The 15,505-nt window shown below is 61.8% G+C and carries 20 protein-coding genes; all 20 read right to left on the bottom strand.

Going from position 1 to position 15,505, the window contains the following annotated elements; genetic code table 11:
- Nucleotides 1–11: 11 nt before the first annotated feature.
- Nucleotides 12–554: a lysis system i-spanin subunit Rz gene (locus BLU63_RS22230; RefSeq protein WP_083376246.1), complete on the bottom strand. Its 543-nt coding sequence runs from the start codon at nt 552–554 to the stop codon at nt 12–14.
- Nucleotides 536–1,099: a glycoside hydrolase family 19 protein gene (locus BLU63_RS22225; RefSeq protein ID WP_083376245.1), complete on the bottom strand. Its 564-nt coding sequence runs from the start codon at nt 1,097–1,099 to the stop codon at nt 536–538. The genes BLU63_RS22230 and BLU63_RS22225 overlap by 19 nt, the downstream gene beginning before the upstream one ends.
- Before the next feature lie 57 nt (nt 1,100–1,156).
- Nucleotides 1,157–2,203: a phage late control D family protein gene (locus tag BLU63_RS22220; RefSeq protein ID WP_083376244.1), complete on the bottom strand. Its 1,047-nt coding sequence runs from the start codon at nt 2,201–2,203 to the stop codon at nt 1,157–1,159.
- Between the two features lie 99 nt (nt 2,204–2,302).
- Nucleotides 2,303–2,509 (bottom strand): tail protein X, encoded by a 207-nt coding sequence (locus BLU63_RS22215; protein WP_083376243.1) that lies wholly within the window; start codon nt 2,507–2,509, stop codon nt 2,303–2,305.
- A complete protein-coding gene (locus BLU63_RS22210) occupies nt 2,484–3,347 on the bottom strand; it encodes a phage tail protein (protein WP_083376242.1) in 864 nt (287 codons plus the stop codon). Before BLU63_RS22210 ends, BLU63_RS22215 begins: the two co-directional genes overlap by 26 nt.
- A 12-nt stretch (nt 3,348–3,359) precedes the next feature.
- On the bottom strand, nt 3,360–6,092 hold the full coding sequence (locus BLU63_RS22205) for a phage tail tape measure protein (protein WP_083376241.1): 2,733 nt from the start codon (nt 6,090–6,092) through the stop codon (nt 3,360–3,362).
- 148 nt (nt 6,093–6,240) lie between these two features.
- A complete protein-coding gene (locus tag BLU63_RS22200) occupies nt 6,241–6,561 on the bottom strand; it encodes a phage tail assembly protein (protein WP_083376240.1) in 321 nt (106 codons plus the stop codon).
- Nucleotides 6,562–6,574: 13 nt separating this feature from the next.
- On the bottom strand, nt 6,575–7,078 hold the full coding sequence (locus BLU63_RS22195; protein ID WP_083376239.1) for a phage major tail tube protein: 504 nt from the start codon (nt 7,076–7,078) through the stop codon (nt 6,575–6,577).
- Between the two features lie 12 nt (nt 7,079–7,090).
- Entirely contained in the window at nt 7,091–8,257 is a 1,167-nt protein-coding gene (locus BLU63_RS22190; RefSeq protein ID WP_083376238.1) for a phage tail sheath subtilisin-like domain-containing protein, read from the bottom strand.
- Between the two features lie 104 nt (nt 8,258–8,361).
- A complete protein-coding gene (locus BLU63_RS22185) occupies nt 8,362–8,787 on the bottom strand; it encodes a tail fiber assembly protein (RefSeq protein WP_083376237.1) in 426 nt (141 codons plus the stop codon).
- Between the two features lie 11 nt (nt 8,788–8,798).
- The gene (locus tag BLU63_RS22180) at nt 8,799–10,343 is read right to left on the bottom strand and encodes a phage tail protein (RefSeq protein WP_083376236.1); all 1,545 of its coding nucleotides are present in this window, start codon (nt 10,341–10,343) and stop codon (nt 8,799–8,801) included.
- Nucleotides 10,336–10,944: a phage tail protein I gene (locus BLU63_RS22175; RefSeq protein WP_083376235.1), complete on the bottom strand. Its 609-nt coding sequence runs from the start codon at nt 10,942–10,944 to the stop codon at nt 10,336–10,338. The genes BLU63_RS22180 and BLU63_RS22175 overlap by 8 nt, the downstream gene beginning before the upstream one ends.
- Nucleotides 10,941–11,828: a baseplate J/gp47 family protein gene (locus BLU63_RS22170; RefSeq protein ID WP_083376234.1), complete on the bottom strand. Its 888-nt coding sequence runs from the start codon at nt 11,826–11,828 to the stop codon at nt 10,941–10,943. The genes BLU63_RS22175 and BLU63_RS22170 overlap by 4 nt, the downstream gene beginning before the upstream one ends.
- Complete coding sequence (locus tag BLU63_RS22165) at nt 11,825–12,151, bottom strand: GPW/gp25 family protein (protein ID WP_083376233.1); 327 nt, start codon at nt 12,149–12,151, stop codon at nt 11,825–11,827. Before BLU63_RS22165 ends, BLU63_RS22170 begins: the two co-directional genes overlap by 4 nt.
- A 5-nt stretch (nt 12,152–12,156) precedes the next feature.
- Nucleotides 12,157–12,375 carry a hypothetical protein gene (locus BLU63_RS22160; protein ID WP_083376232.1) on the bottom strand — a complete coding sequence of 73 codons (219 nt, stop codon included), beginning with the start codon at nt 12,373–12,375 and terminating at the stop codon, nt 12,157–12,159.
- A 56-nt stretch (nt 12,376–12,431) separates the two neighbouring features.
- Nucleotides 12,432–12,989 carry a phage baseplate assembly protein V gene (locus BLU63_RS22155; RefSeq protein ID WP_083376231.1) on the bottom strand — a complete coding sequence of 186 codons (558 nt, stop codon included), beginning with the start codon at nt 12,987–12,989 and terminating at the stop codon, nt 12,432–12,434.
- Entirely contained in the window at nt 12,986–13,504 is a 519-nt protein-coding gene (locus tag BLU63_RS22150) for a hypothetical protein (RefSeq protein WP_083376230.1), read from the bottom strand. Before BLU63_RS22150 ends, BLU63_RS22155 begins: the two co-directional genes overlap by 4 nt.
- Nucleotides 13,497–14,162, bottom strand: coding sequence for a hypothetical protein (locus BLU63_RS22145; RefSeq protein WP_083376229.1), 666 nt, complete (start codon nt 14,160–14,162; stop codon nt 13,497–13,499). The genes BLU63_RS22150 and BLU63_RS22145 overlap by 8 nt, the downstream gene beginning before the upstream one ends.
- Complete coding sequence (locus BLU63_RS22140; RefSeq protein ID WP_010462367.1) at nt 14,159–14,479, bottom strand: head-tail joining protein; 321 nt, start codon at nt 14,477–14,479, stop codon at nt 14,159–14,161. The genes BLU63_RS22145 and BLU63_RS22140 overlap by 4 nt, the downstream gene beginning before the upstream one ends.
- Before the next feature lie 2 nt (nt 14,480–14,481).
- Nucleotides 14,482–15,477, bottom strand: coding sequence for a major capsid protein (locus BLU63_RS22135; protein WP_083376228.1), 996 nt, complete (start codon nt 15,475–15,477; stop codon nt 14,482–14,484).
- Nucleotides 15,478–15,505 lie beyond the last annotated feature (28 nt).

Here is a 15,505-nt window from a genome sequence, read left to right as displayed (position 1 = left end):
GCCGCTCTTTTTCACTTCGGTGTTGAGACTTCTTTGGCATAGGCCTGACAGGCCGCCAGGGCGATCAATCCTTGGTCGCCGGCATCGGTGATGCCGATAATTCGTTGAGCATGCGCTGGGTCAAGGTGGGCTCTTGAGGGGCCATGAACCACGCCGCTGGTGGCGGTGGTGGCTGACACTGAGTCGTTGCCGGCGGCAACGGTTGCATCGAGTAGGACTGACAGGCGCAAATCAGCAGTGGCAAGGCGGTCGCGCAGGCGACCTTGATCACGTTGGGCATCGCTCAAGACTCGGTAGTGGGTTTGTTCACTGGCTGACAGCCGTTGTTCCAGCGCCAGGCGCTTGTCTTGCTCGGCCTGTTGTTGCGTCGCGGCGAGCTGGGCCAGCTGATTCAGCGTCTCGGTCTGCAGGCGAGCTTGCTCCGCCAGTCGCTGTCCGTAGCGCCAATCCTGAACCTGCCACGCCAGCGCGGCCGATCCGCTGGCCAACGCGGTCAGCAATAGACTGTTGGCTAGCAGCCGATACGGCACAGGGATCAGGTCGAAGAGACGCATAGCACCGCCCTCGCCCGTCCCCACAACTCCAGCCGATCGGCCAAACCATTGAGGCCACCGTTGATTTTGCGGGTGATCGCTTCGAACTCCTCCCGATCGGCCAAAGCGTTCAGCTCTCGAACCCACCAGAACCACGCAGCCGATTCGGTAGCCCATTGCGGCAGCTCCAGCAGCTCAGGGGTGCGCAGCAGACGTTCATCGCCAAACAACGCCAAGCTGCAGCGCAAATAATTGTTGTGGCCGGTGATCTGGATCAAACCGCGACCGCGATAACGCAGGCCATCGCCGTCCGCTTCAGGCGTGTTGCCGAGTTTCACCGCCAGATTGCCGGTGTCGTATTTACTCAGGTACTGCTCACCGCCCAGCTCACGGACGTATTGCAGCTGGCCGGACTCGTGGCCCACTTGGGCCAGAAACGCCGCTTGTCGCTTCGGCGTATTGATTTGCCGGTGCGCCATGGCGGCGTTGAGGGCGGATACAAAAACGCCCGCTTGGCGGCGGGCGTTCGGCATGATGCGTTGTAGCTGTTGCTCGGTGATAGCCATACAAACTCCAGGCATAAAAAAACCGCACTCGGCGGATTGGGATGCGCGATTGCGCGGTTACAGGGTCACGACTTTGAGCGGCTTGGTTTCCTTCTGCTTTTTCTTGCCCTTGGCGCTGGCCTTGCCCGTCTTGCCGCCGTTGCATTCGACGGTGGTCGACCAGCCGGCTTGGGTAAAAACCTGCTCGACGGAGTCGGCCAGGTATTCGCCATCGAGGCCGACCTTGAAGCCCTGGGCGATGATCGAGCGTTCGGCAAACAGGTCCGTGCGGCCGGCCATCTCAAAACGCACGCCGGCGCTCGATCGGTTGAACGCGGCCAAGCGCGCCTTGGCGGCGGATTCGGCGGCGGTTTTGTCGGGGTAGATATGCCGATCGGTATGCACCGCCGGCAGCCCGGCCGGCAGGTCGTCATTGTCCAGGGACACCACCACCAGCTTTCCGGTTTTCTTGTCCTGATGCTTGGCCCCAACCGACTTGTGCGTGTTGCGATCCACTAGATTGAACTGCCAGCGACTGACGTCGCGGCGCGTCAGGGTGATCGCGCCGAAGGCCTTGCCGTTGGCGGTCTGCCCGCCCTGACGCGGCATCACCAACAACTTACCGTCCGCCACCTTGGCCGTGCAGTCGTATTGCTTAGCCAGGCGCGTGATGAAATTGAAGTCCGATTCATTGAGCTGGTCCGCCCGGGCGACCTTCGTCGACACCGGACACCCCGGCGCCCAACCGTTACGCGCGGCGATGTCGCCGACGATCTTCGACAATGGCACGCCCTCCCAACTCCCGCTGCGGATGGTCTTGCCACTGCCGCGCATGTCGCTGGCCTTGCCCTTGATCACGATCGTATCCGGCGGGCCGGCCACCGTGACTTCGTCGACCACGTAGCGGCCCAAGCGGGCCAGCCCCGTCTCGGCATAGCCCAGGTAGACCTCGATCCCGATGCCGCGCCGAGGCAAGGTCACCTGCCCGTCACGGTCATCAATGCGCAGTTCGAAGGTGTCCGAATCCATGCCCGGCTTGTCGGTGGTGCTGAGCTGAATCAGCCGATCGTTGATCAGGCCGGTGATGTCGGTGCCATCGGCCACGATGCGAAACATGGGAGTCATGGATTTTTTCCAAAAGAAATCCCGCACAAGGCGGGCTCAGGGCGGGAGTGGCGCGTTACGCGTAACGAACGGATTCGCCGGCAAGCGCTCCGGACGGCGTCAGTCCCACAAGGTGACTTGTTCCTGGGCGGGCGCCGCCAGATCCGGCAGCACGATCACCACGCCGTCGCGGTACGGCTGGGGCTCATCGGCCAGCCCCTGATTGGCATCAAGGACCGCCTCCACGCTGCCGTTGAGGTGGCCATAGAAGTTATGACAGATGGTGTCCAACAGATCCCCGTCAGACGTTCTGCATGTCGTCGCCATAGCGCACAAACTCCAGAGTGAACCCTTGTTTACGCGGAATGCCGCCCTGCATCAGCGCGCTTTGTTCTTCGTCGAGGCTTTTCAGGCACCAGGTGCCGAGCGCGTCGCCATAGCCCGTGGTCAGGGTCAGCGGCTTGAGCTGGGCGCCGAGCGCGCGCAGCGTGTCGAGCTGCTTCAGGCCGCCCTTGAACCCGGGAAAGATCGCACCCTTGAGCGTGATCTTTTCGTCGCCGATGCCGACACCCTGTTGCGCCGGCCGACGCGACAGGCGCTCCTGAGAGGCCCAGCGGAATTCGGTCGAGCGGCGCAACTCATCAAAGGCCGCCGTATCAAGGTTGAAGAAATACGGCGGCGCCTTGGGGTCTTGCGGCTGGATGATCAGCAGGTGCGGGAACGGTTTCACCGCCTCCGGCGCCGGCGTCTGATCCGTGGCAAAGGCCCCCGTGGGCACGATGTTGGCCAGCGACGGACTGACCTTGCCGGCGATCTTGTTGATCGCCGTCGCCGCCTTGCCCGCCTGTTCCTTCAGCACCCCCATCCGCTCGTCAATCTGCGACAGCGCCCGGGTGGCCGTGCCGTACATGGCCACCACTTTTCCGACCTGGGCCTGAGCCGCATTCACCCCGCGCATGACGCGCTGAAGCTTTGCCCCGATCGCCGGACCGACAAAAGGCAAACCCTCCAGCTCGGACGCCGCGCCGGTGATTTCCCCGATCGCGCCATTCACCGGCCCCAACATGCCGTCCAGGCTGCGCCGGCCGGTTTCCCCGGCCGTGGCCAGAAACTTCATTCCAGACTGTAACTGCTGCAATGCAAAAGTCTTGTTTTGATCAGACATATGCCCTCCCGATTAAACGTGCGGCGCGTCAAAGAGCTGTGCGCTCCCCACCTGCTTGGCCATGTCGCGATAGTACTGATCGAGCTGCGGCTTGATCTGCGCAAAAAGCTGATTGCCATCCTTCACGTCGCCGTTGACCGTCAGTGAAAACGGCGCCTGAATCGCCACGTTTGACTCAACCTTGGGCGTCTCCGCTTTCGCCGCCATCGGCTTGACCAACGCCCCCGCCGCCGCATCGGCGCTGGCCGGCGGCAGCATCATGGCTTTGGCGGCCTCCCCCGGTTGCGGCGCCGGATCTTCCAGGCCCGAACGAATGACTTTCGGTCGACGCAACTCGGAACCGGGGAAACGCACCTTGTTGGCAAAGTGCGGCATCAACATGGCGTCTTTCGAGTCGAGGTCGCGCGGGTCATACGACACCGGCGGCGGGGCCGGAGCAGCAGCCGTCGTCGCGGCGACACTCGCCCCCGGGCCAGCGCCGGGATTGGCCAGCATCAGCGGCCCGGTGGTCGACGGCGCGAACGATTGGGCAATCCCGCCCAGCACCGGCGGGATATCCTTGCCGGCATTGGCCATCATCAGCGGACCGGCGGCCGGCAGGCGCTTCAGTTCGTCGGGCGTGCCAAACGCGGCCTTACCCAGCGCACCGCCCAGGGCGTCACCGCCCTGACTGCCGAGATAGCCGCCAATCAAACCGCCGACAAAGGTGCCGATCACCGGCAGGACCATCGTGCCGAGCGCCGCACCAGCGGCCGCCCCGGTCAGCGTACCCGCCAGCCCGCCCACTGCCGCGCCGTAGCCTTCGGCTTTTTCGTCCTGCGTCACCGCGTTGTCGTAGGTGTCCTTGGCTTTCAAACCGGCCTCAACGACCGCAAAGATGGCCGGCCCCTTGACCCCCGAGGCCACGGTTCGACCGACCCCACTCACCGCCCGCCCGACAGAACCGGCAGCGCCGACCGTGCTGGCCGCCTTGGCCGTGTTTGCGGCGGTCGAGGCGGCACTGGCCAACTTGCCGCCTTTACCGACCCGGCCGCCCTTCCTGCCCTTCTTGTCGCGTTTGCCGTCGTCGTCCAAATCGCCAGCATCCAGACCACCGCCACCACCGCCCACCACAATGACTTTTTGCGGGATGTTCGGATTGCCCATCAGCGAGCCGCGGCCGATGTTGAGCAAGCCTTTGGCGATCTTGAAGGTACTCATCGCGCTCTGAAAGGCGATCACCGCCGCCACGGCCGCGCCGATCCCGGTCACCAGCTTGGGCGATTCATCCGACAGCTTGCTCAACCCTTGGGTGACGTAGGTCAGCCCGTCCGCCACGGCATCCGTGACCGGGCGAAACGCGTCGCCGATCGCGCGCATGGCGTCGTCCGCGCCTTGGGCCATTTCCGACCACTTCTGCGCCGACGATTGCCGACGCTCCTCCAGGTTTTTGTCCAAGATCCCGGTGGCGTTGGCCGAATCCTTTTTCAGACTCGCGTACAGCTCCTTGTTCTGCATGAACGCCGTCAGCGCGCCCTTGACCTGCATGTCGGCGAACAGATCGCCGGTGCGCAAGGCTTGCTCCAGGGACGCAATCATGGCCTTGGCTTTTTCCGGGTCGGCCTCCTTGCTGATCTTGGCCGTGGCCTCGGCCATGGCGGCGGCCTTCTTCGGATCGGTCGCGGCAATGTACTTTTGCGCCAATTCAAAGCTGGACTCCAGAGTGGATTTACCATTCTGCAGCCCGGTATTTATCGACGCCTGATAATCGATCCCGGCCTTTTTATAGGCCTCGACCGTGTCACCCGAGCCGATCTTTTCCATCCAGTTTTTGAGGTTGTTGGCCGCCTCATCGGATCCGCCGGCGGTCTTCATCTGCACCTGAAGCATGGCGCCCAGTTGCGACACCGAGTCCATGCCGGTGATGCCCAGCTTGCCCATCCCCGCCAGCAACTCGGGGAACCAACGCGCCATGTCGGCCGCTTCGAAACTGCCCGCCTGCCCTTGGTAGGCGATCGCCTCCAGGGCCTTCTGCATCATGGCCGGGTCGGTGATCTTGGCGTTTTGTCCCAGGGCGTTGATCATGCGCGCCGTTTCGCCACCGTCCGAGCCCTGCCCCACGGCGAACTTGGCCGCTGTCGGGGCGTATTGCAGGGCCTTGTCCAGCTCCATGCCGGCGCCCACCAGGGCGTTGACCACCTCGGCCACCTGATTGCGCGCCATGCCCGTGTCCCGCGACGTGTCGACGATCTTTTTCGACAGCTGCGCTTCTTCGGGCTTGTTGGCAATGTTCGACTTGATCGCGATGTCCCGAATGATCGCGCCATAGTCCGCGCTGACCTTGGTCGGAATCGCCATCGCCGCCGTGGCGGCCACCGCTTGGCCGACACTGCTTTTGAGTTTCTGCTTGCCTTCGTCGAGTTGCTGGTGACCTTTGGCCTTCAGCTCGGCCTTGTTCGCCGCCTGCCCCATGGCCGCATAGGCCTTGGTCAGATTGCGCACTTCCACGCCTTCTTTCTTCAGGCTGTTGAGGTTGCTTTCGAGTTGCTTTTGCAACGCCGAGGCACCTTTCTCGCCCGCCATGTGCGCCCGGCGCCATTCGTCGCGCAGGCGCATGGTGTCGCCAATGGTCTTTTCCAGCACCCGGGCTTTTTTGCCTTCCGTCTCTAGGCGCTTGATGCGACTGGTGACGTCCTTGAACGCCGAGCCCACCGTGGAGCTGACCGCCCCGCCAATGACCAGACCGAGCGCGAGTTTGTTCGCCATGTGCGTGCCCTATACGTCGGGGAGTTCAAAGGCGGCTCAATCCGCGAGCCACCACAGCATCTGATCGAAGGGCAGGCCCTCAATCTCGGCCGCCGAGAACCCTGTCTCTTTGGCCAAGCGTTGAGCCGTGTCCCTAAGCGTGACGGCGTTAAACGTCGTCTTCTTCGACCAGGCGAAAATAGCCCGCCGAGAGGCGCTGGTAGTCCTTGAATTTCAGGGTCAACAGCTCGACCTCAGACAGCCCGGTCAAGCTGCCGAACAACGACAGCTCCTGCTTTTCATAGTCGCCATTGCCGGCGATCTTGGACGCGCGCCAATCCTTGAGACTGGGCGCCCGCATGGTCAGCGAATCGGTCAATACGCCGCTGATCAGGGTGGGGTATCGGAGCGTTACGGTCACGCCCTCATCGGCCAGCTTCAGCCACTTTGGCAAGGTCGGCTCGCTGGTGTCTTGGGTTACTTGAGTCATGTTCTTTTAGTCCTTAGAGGCCGAGGGCCGAGCGTTCTGCCGCCAGTTGATCGACACCGTCGACCACCTGAATCATGTTGAGCGGGTCGATCTCGTACATGACGCGACCGTCGATTTCGAGCTTGTAATAAATGCCCTTGATCGCATGCTTGATTTCCGCCTTGTCGCCCGGCTTCCAGTCGCCCATGTCGACCTCTTTGATACCGCCGCGCAGGGTGACCACCACCGGGGTGATCGCACCCTTGAGGCCCTTGAAGGCGCCACGGAACACGATGGTGCAAGCGGTCTGATCGGCCAGCCCGAAGTACTTCAGCGATTCACGGCGCACGCCGTTGGTGGTAAACGCCGCTTCCAGCTTTTCCAGGCCCATGCCCATTTCGATCGGGGCAGACATGCCGCCGCCCTGATAGTCGTCGGTCTTTTGCGTCAGCTTGGGCAGCGACAGGGTCGGCACGTCGCCGGCGAAACTCACACCGTCGACAAAGGCATTCATGTTGGAGAGAACTTGAGGAATCATTGAGCGGCCCCCTTAGGCAGTTTCAAGAACTTCGGTCAGCCATTCGTTGGTGACTTCAATGAGGAAATTCGGGTTTTCTGCCGGCGGCACGTCGGTGAAGCGAATGCGCCAGTAAATTTTGCCCTGCTCGATTTGGCTGGCCGTGTTCATCTCCTTGTCCGCATAGACTTCGAAGTTGATCACCGCGCCGGCGTTCTTCTGGTCGCGCATGAATGCCTGAAGGCCTTCGGTCACGTCCTGTACATAGGTCTTGGTGATCGAGCGATCGACCGCCCATTTGTGACCCGCCTGGATCGCATCCATCAGGATGTCGCAGGTGCGCACCCGAGTGACGAACGCCCATTTCGGATCACTGGACAGCGTGCGGTTGCCCCACAGGCGATAACCGCCGTCACGCAAAATCGTGGCGATGTTCGCGTTATTCAGCAGGTTCGCCCGGCAGGTTTCGTCACCGTCCAAGTACTCGATCGGGCGCGTGGTGCCGGTGATGCCGACAAACTCCTTGTTCGACGGCGACGCCCAGTAACCGTAATTGGCATCGGTCCAGGCAAAGAGCCCAGCGACCCACGCCGAACCCGGGGCGTCGACCGTGGCACTGAGAACGGTGTCCCAGTACTTGACGCCGGGGTCGACCAGATACAGGCGCTTACTGCCGAACTCCAGGGCGTAGGCCATGGCCGCCTCATCGGTGGTGTTCGGGCCGTCGAGAATGGCGATCGCGCGCAACTTGCCGGCCAGGGCGTCCATGGCCGTGGCCACCGCCTGGGTCGCCGAGTGCTTCGGCGCAATCAGCAGTTTTGGCTGGGCGTTGTGCTTGCTCTTGCCATCCAGCAGCGCTTGCAGGCCGGTACGCTGACCATCGGCCAGAACGCCACCAATGATGGCGGACGTTTGCAGCGCGCCGTCTTCCAGCTTGGGCACGCCGATGGCGACGATCACCGCCTTGGCCCGCACGTAGATCGCCTGGGCGGCCTTGGTGATTGCCGAGTCAGGGCCAAACGCGGCAATGGCTTCGCGCTCAGAGGTGAGCAACACTAGCTCGCCGGCCTTGGCCTTGCCGCCGCCCTGCAGGCCCGGGATGAAGGTGTCGCACAGACCAATGATCGACGACGACGGCAGCGAGATGGTGCGCGCACCGGTGTCGATCAACGTGGTAGTGACGCCGTGATAGAAACTCATAAGGCTCAATCTCCAGAAACGAAAAAGCCCCGCACGAGCGAGGCTGTCAGGGATGTTCGTGTTACGCGTAACGGAAAAGAAAACGCCCCGTCAGTGCGGGGCGTTTATTGGGCTTGCTCAGCCAACCAGGGCGGCGCGATCGGGCGATGATCGGCAAGCGGAAACTCCCCGCCTTGCGGCCAGTCGCGCAACTCACGACGGTAGACTTGCAAGGCCGTGTATTGGGCGCCCATCAGCGTGGTGGTCTGGCTGCTCTCCAGTTCGTCACGGTGACGCGCCACCATGCCATCAGTAGGAGCAAGCTGGGCATCCCGCCAAGCTCGCTCAATGACCGCCAGTTCGGAAGCCGACATAGGCGGCGGGTCAATCAGAATCGGAAACCCATCCTCCCCCCAGCCGATAACCTGACCACGCTCCTGCCCCACCAAAAGCGCGGCATGAAACTCAACCGAGATTTCCACAGCGTCAGCCGGGATGGAATTATTAATTGAGGCGTCATAAAAACCGCCTGTAGATTTTGCTGCGAACATAGAAAACCCCGTCAAAAGCCGATGGCGAACCACGTCGCCGATAGCGCAGTGCCAGTGTTTGAATTGTAAAAACTCAAATTGGTCAGCGTCCGCCCGAAAATTGAAACCACGTACCCGGTGTTAGGCGAATTTGAATATTGAGCCATGCACCCGGCATTCAAGTTTGTATTCGGGAAGGCCACTGGAAGCGTTACGACTAACGCCCCGCCTGCACTGATTAAGGCCGTAGTTCCCCATTGAAGGATCAACCCACTCGGAAGCTTCTGATACCCGTTGGTGCCCATCAAGGAGCCAAACAATGCCGACGTTCTCAAACATTCAAGGCTTGCATGGGCTCGCCAAAGAACACCGTCCGATATCAGTAACAGGTCCGATCCGCTCGACATCGCGTAAGGCGCTACCACTGACACGTTGTTGATGGCGAGCGAGTCCCCCGCCAGCAATGCCAGATTGACCGATCCCACCGTACTAGAGGTCGTAATCATGATCACGGAGCCTTTCGGAACCGCGCTGGCCTTGGGCAGCGTGAGCGTTCCCGACGCCGACATTTCGATGCGCGTTCCGATATGAGCGGCTGTCAGCGCCACAGCGCCGCCAGCAATCGCCACGCTATTGGCAAAACTACCTTTCTCACGCTGCACGAATTCGGTGGTCGCCAACGACTGCGTGTTATTGAACTGCGCCGGCGTGTTAGCCGTGGGATTGATCAGCGCCGGGGCGTTGATCGCCGCAAAGCCGTGGGTCACGTTCTGGAACGTCAGGGCCGTGGCCCCCAGGACAATTGCCCCGTCGGTGACCAGTTGCCAACGGGTGTCGGCCAGTGTGGTGCCCAGCTCGACAGATACCAATAACGCCGAAGTCACTTCGGCACTGCTGTCGGCATCGAGGGCGCGCGACCAGACGCCTGCTGCCGCGACGTACAGGCCGTTGTCCTTGGCCACCGCCTGATTTTTCACTAACACCCGATCACCCGTTACCAGGGCGACACCGTCGAGGGTCTGAAGACCCGCCAACGCGATGTTGGCCGTGGTGGCCACGCGCACCGACTGCTTGCTGTCGAGCTTGTACAGTTCTTCTTGAATGCGCGTGTCAACGTAGTCACGGGTCGCCAGCACCACGGACGGGTCAATCTTCAACGTGATACTGGCAGTGCTGGACACAATGAAATTCATGCGCACGACTTGCGTGCGACCCGAGCCCTGCGACAACACAGGTTTGAAACTCGGCGCGCAGTTGGCCACCGCCACCAGATCGCCGTCCGCGTCATACAGACCGATTTCGCGAATCCAGAAACCGCCCTCGTCGGACGGAATGACTTGCTCGGCAATGATCACCGCCGGATTGGCTGGATCGATCTTGAGCTGATTGAGCGGACGGCGGCGCCATTCGTGAATCAGTTGGGTTTGCGTTGCGCTCGGGATCGGGTCGGCACCGTTGGCATCACCCACGCCCATTTCCGTAAGCTTCCAGGGAATGCCGAGCGCATCGGCGTTCGCCTGCTTGGCCATCCCCACGTTCGTGAGGATCGCAAAAAACTGCGAATTCGCATCAATCATAATAAACGTCCAGGGTGTCTATGGAGTGTTCGCGGCCGACTACGCCGAAGGTGCCGGTGACCTCGATGTCACGCATGACCGGCGGATACACGTCGATTTCATCGCCTTCATACACGGCGACACTGATGTCTAAAACGCCTTGGGTTTCCAGGCTGATCGCCAGCCCGGTCAGGTGCCGCGTGACGGGTTTCGCGTCGTCAATCAAGCGCTCCAGCTCCTGATACATTTCTTCGGTGATCCCGGTGTCCAGCACGCCGACCTTCAGCGTAAAGGTGCCCGGCGGGCCTTCCGGCACTGTGTTAAACCACTCGACGATTTCAATCAGATAGCCCAAGGGCTCGACCACCCGGCGCAACGCGCCGATGGTCCCCTTGTGGGCATGGATGTAATAAGACGCCTTGATGGCCGCCCGCTTAGTCGCCTCGGCCCACCCGGGATCCCAGCGATCGACCGACCACGCCCACGCCAAATGCGGCAGCAGATGCACCGGGCAGGTATCGGCGTTGTACAGGGTGCGCAACGGGACAATGGTTCGCTCATAAAACGCCGCCTCCAGGGCGCGCTCCAGTTGCGTGCTATTGCTCGGCAGCAGGCTTTTCATGATGCCCCCGCCAGTTTCACGTCATAGCCCACGCAATACGCCGCCTGCGCCTTGGTCGGGGCCAGATCAGACCAGCCGACCAGCTCAACCCGGGCCACGCCGGCCACGTGCAATTGCGCATCCACCGCCGAACGGGCCACCTCGACCCCCAAACGCTTGCGCGGGTTGATCCACTTCGCCAAGCGGCTGGTGGCTTCGGCCAAACTGGCGTCCCCCTCAGGCCCGGCGCCGGCCATGTGCAAAATGGCGTCAATGCGATAGTCAATAATTTGCGCACTCTGCACCGTCACCCGATCGCACACCGGCCGCACGTCTTCGTCATTCAGCGCCGCCTTGACCGTGGCCAGCAGCTCGGCACTGGCCACCCCCTTGCCTTCGGAACTCAACACCGTGACGGTGACGTAACACGGCGCCGGGCTTTCCGCCGTGGCGTCCATCACCAACCCCGAGGCGTTACGGGCATGCAGGATGTAGCTCGCGCGCGGCCCGGCCGTGGTCAGCCCCTCAAAGGCCAACTGGATGCGCTCGCGAAACGGGTCGTCCTGCTCCTTGATCTCCGGCACCGGCGGCACCGCCGACAGATCCTCGGTCTGAATCACCAGGCGCTTGAGGTTGTAATTGGCACCCAGGTGATCAAGGTCAGAGCCGATCGCATGGGCCAACAACAGCGCCTTGCAGCCATCGTTAACCCGGGCACGGTTAGCGACCTTCATATAGGCCCCCACCTCCAGCACCTTAACCACTGGCTCGCTCTCAATCGGTGCGCTCCAGTTGTCGCCCATGTAGCCGCGAAAGGTGCCTAGGGCTTCGTCATAGGTGTCTTCGAAGTCCAACTGCTCCAGCACGTCCGGCGCCGGCAGCGCCGACAGATCCACGATGCTCATACGCTCACCTCAAACAGAAAACGGTCGCCGAGGTATTCGCCGGCAATGCTCAGATTGATTTGCCCGCCCAGCACCGAGAGTGCGCGGACGCGCTCCAGCTTGACGCGCGGCTCCCAGCGACTAATCGCCCGGACCGCCTCGGCCTGCACCGAGCTTTTCCAGCCTTCGTTCACCGGCATGTCGACGTACAAGGGGACATTACTGCCGTACTCCGGCCGGTGCCGGCGACTGCCCACCCGAGTGCCCAGGATGTCGGCAATGCACTGGCGCAGATGCGCGATGCCGGAAATGGGTTGGCCGGTGTGGCGATCCATTCCGATCATCTAAATCACTCCTTCAGCGGCGCGAATTCTTCGTTGGCCTTCAGGAAGGCCAAGGCCTCGGCATCGTCCGGCTGGACTTCCACCAGCCCTTTGGCCACCGGCAACGTGCGGCCGCTTTGGGGAATGATCAGCGTGCGCGACGTGTAAACCAGATCGCGGAATTTCAGCAGCACCGGCGCAGGGGTCGCCAGTTCATCGCCGGCAGGCCTTTCGGTCTTGGCCATCTGTTTTCTCCAGGGCATGAAAAAGCCCGCACGCGGCGGGCTGTTATGGGTTGAAATTAATGCGTGTGGTGATTGCTGTTACCGCCGGCGTCAATGATCGCGCCGGCACTGGTGATGCCCTGCGTTACGTGTAACGGACCGTCGATGGTCACCGCTGCTTTCAGGGTGATATTCCCCGTCGTTACGGTAACGGCGGCATCAGTCACGACCACCTCCGTACTGGCCACCTTGATCGTCACCGTGCCGCTCGGCAGGGTGATGGTGTAGGACTTGGCCTGCCAGTCGTAGACCAGCGAGCCGCCATCATCAAAGCGCCAGACCTCCACATGATCGCGGTTATCCGGCGGCGCGCCGGCGTTGCCGTACAGCCCCGGGACAAAAGTACCAAGGCCGGCTTGGCCGCTGGGATTAAACAACACCCCTTGTTCGCCCAAGCTCGGCGCCCGCCAGTGTCGCGCCTTCCCCGCTGACAGGCTGTGCCAGCGCACCCAGGCGCTCGTCCATTCGCCATTAGTGACGCGCACCATACCCACCGCCAGATCCACACCGACCACCGCACATGGCATCAGCATGGCCGCGATCATGCGGTCATGCTCGGCACTGGCGTAACTCACGGCAGTTCCTCGGGCCTGAAAAACTCGTCCTTGCCGGCGTCGTTGAAGCCAAACAGCAGCGACCCCGGCGGCTCATCTGGCCACGGCCATTCTTCGTCGCCGAGGTAAACCTGCTGCGTCCACTCCACTGACCAGACCACGTAGCCATCCAGCTCCGGCTTGGTCCAGTCCTGCATCGCCTGAACAAACTCGGCAGGCTCTACCTCAAGCCCCCACGTTTGCAGTCGCAACAAGACGGCCAGCTGCGCTGCCAGGTGCGCGGCTTGCTGGCAATACTGGGGCCGTATCGGGTCAACGATGATCCGGGCCTCGAACTTACAAATTAGACTCGTCTGCCCCGTGCCGATGTCGAGGCCAGGTTCCATCTCAGCCAGTTCAATGAACACCGCCGGCAATGCAATGCGATCCTTGATGTTCGGCCAAGCTGTCACCGCGTGAACGCCCGGCAGATGAGCCTTCAGGTGCTGCTCAATTGCCCGGTAGAGCTGGTCGAGATTAAAAGGCTCTTCAGGCATTGGCCGTCCCCTTCAGGTACTTTTGCAGCTCAAAGTTGAATTCCTGCTGCAGGATTTCCAGCAGGCGTGCATCGGCGCGTTTGACCCAGCTGTCGAAGTGCGGGCGGGCTTGCTCCAGTGACACCTTGGCTTTGGCCAGCGGAAAGCGATTGCCGTTTTCCGCCACCCAACCCGAACTGGCGCCCCGGCTTGAAGACACCGTGGTATCGGGATAATCGTCCGCGTTGAAGTGCTTGCTCGCGGTGCGGATCCAGATGTCGGGCTTGTTGCCGTAGACCTTCTTGAGAAAGGCGCCCTGATAACGCCGACCGGCCACCGACACGCCAGTACCAGACTGTCGTGCCCGACCGATCCGACTGGACTCGATGGCATTCAAACCGAACCACAACTTGCCGCTGGTGGCCCCGCCAGCGACCGGGTAGCTGCGCAAGCGCTGACGAACCGCAGCAACTGCAATACGTTCCTGCCGACTGACGGCCCGGGCAATGTGCGTACGCAGCCAACCCAATGTTTTGTTGATCGCCCGACGTTGCGCGGCTGTGGCGGCCTTGGGCACGAGTTTGGCGAAGTCCTCGAACGCTTTCAGGTCCGCCGTCGAGGACTGGATGGAAATCATCCCGCCACCGGCCGAGGGCTTGAAGTAACTGCCGACACTCATGCGCGCATCCTCAGGATCAAGGCGACCAGACCGTCACCGCTCGGTTCCAGCTGCAGCAGGTCGTAATCGCCACCGCCATCCAGCGCGGGCAGATCAATGCTGACCAGCATGCCCTGCTCCAGGCCGTGCGAATCGCTGACGCGGATCTCGAACCTCGGCTCACGCAACCCGGTGTTAAGCTTGCCGAACTTGGGCTGTAACCAGGGCGCGGCGAACATGCCGAGCACCGGTTCTGCTCTGCCCTCGATCCGCGCGCTGTCGCCCAGTGTTTCGAATACCACCGCGTCGACCTCGGCAATCAGATCGCGAAAGCCCAAGATCAGAGCTCCAGCAGGATCTGTGCACGCGGCCGGGTGCACAGGTGTAGCGGGTTGGACTGCGCTTCGCCGGCCATGCCCTTGCCGAACTGCATCGGCTCAATCTTGCTGTAGTACGGAATGCCTTGGGTGTTGACCGTTTCCATGTAGTCAGCCGGTGCGAACACTGAGATGTACAAATCAGGAACACCTTCAGGGACCAGCAACGCCTTGTCGTCGTGGACGAAAGACACACCAGCAACCTTGCCACGGTAGCGCTCCCAAGTAATGCCGCCAAACTCAAAACTCTCCCGAGCATCGCCACGTAACGCCGCAGCCTGTAACGTTCCTTCGTAAGTTTTAACTACTGCCTTATGAGCAATCAGCTTGCTCCAGAAATGCTTGCCGCAGAAGGCGCGGGAACTGGTGCTGGTCACGGCGCCGAGGGCATCTTCTTGCATGTCCAGCGCTTCGAGGCACTTGACCCGCAGTTCAGTGCTTTGATCATTCAGGCCCATGGATAGCTTCTGACGCTCTACACCGAAGCGGTCATACAGGTCCAGCAGCACCGTCGAACCATCGGCATCCAGGATCAGGCCGTTGAGCGCGCCCATACGCTGAAACTCGTGGGTTGCATCCAACTGACGGCGCGCTTTGGCCAGACGGGTATTGACCACATCTTGCACCGCCTGCAACTCGGTGCGGGTACCGAAGGCGCGAATGCCCTGAATCTCGTCGGCCTTGATGGTGAAGCGTTCCGGCAGGTGCACGGTGTTGAACGGAATCAGATTGCGCTTGCTGGCGGCGACCACCAGGCCAGAGCCACCGCGCTCACCGGCCGGCACCAGCGCCAAGGTGTCGCCGTCCTTTTCGATCTGCACGGTCAGGGTGGTAATGCCTTCCTCGCGGAACAGGCCTAGGGCGCTGATGCGGCCCGGCAAGTAGGGTTGATCGTTGAGTGCAGCAGTCAACGCGGTAACGGTAAACGCTTCGTCGTCAAAAATGGCGATCTCGGCCATGGGTACTCTCCAGAAATGAAAAAACCCG

The sequence above is a fragment of the Pseudomonas mandelii genome (genome assembly GCF_900106065.1).
GTDB classification, from domain to species: domain Bacteria; phylum Pseudomonadota; class Gammaproteobacteria; order Pseudomonadales; family Pseudomonadaceae; genus Aquipseudomonas; species Aquipseudomonas mandelii.
The sequence above is the reverse complement of the archived record's forward strand: the minus strand, read 5'-3'. Positions and strand labels throughout refer to the sequence as shown.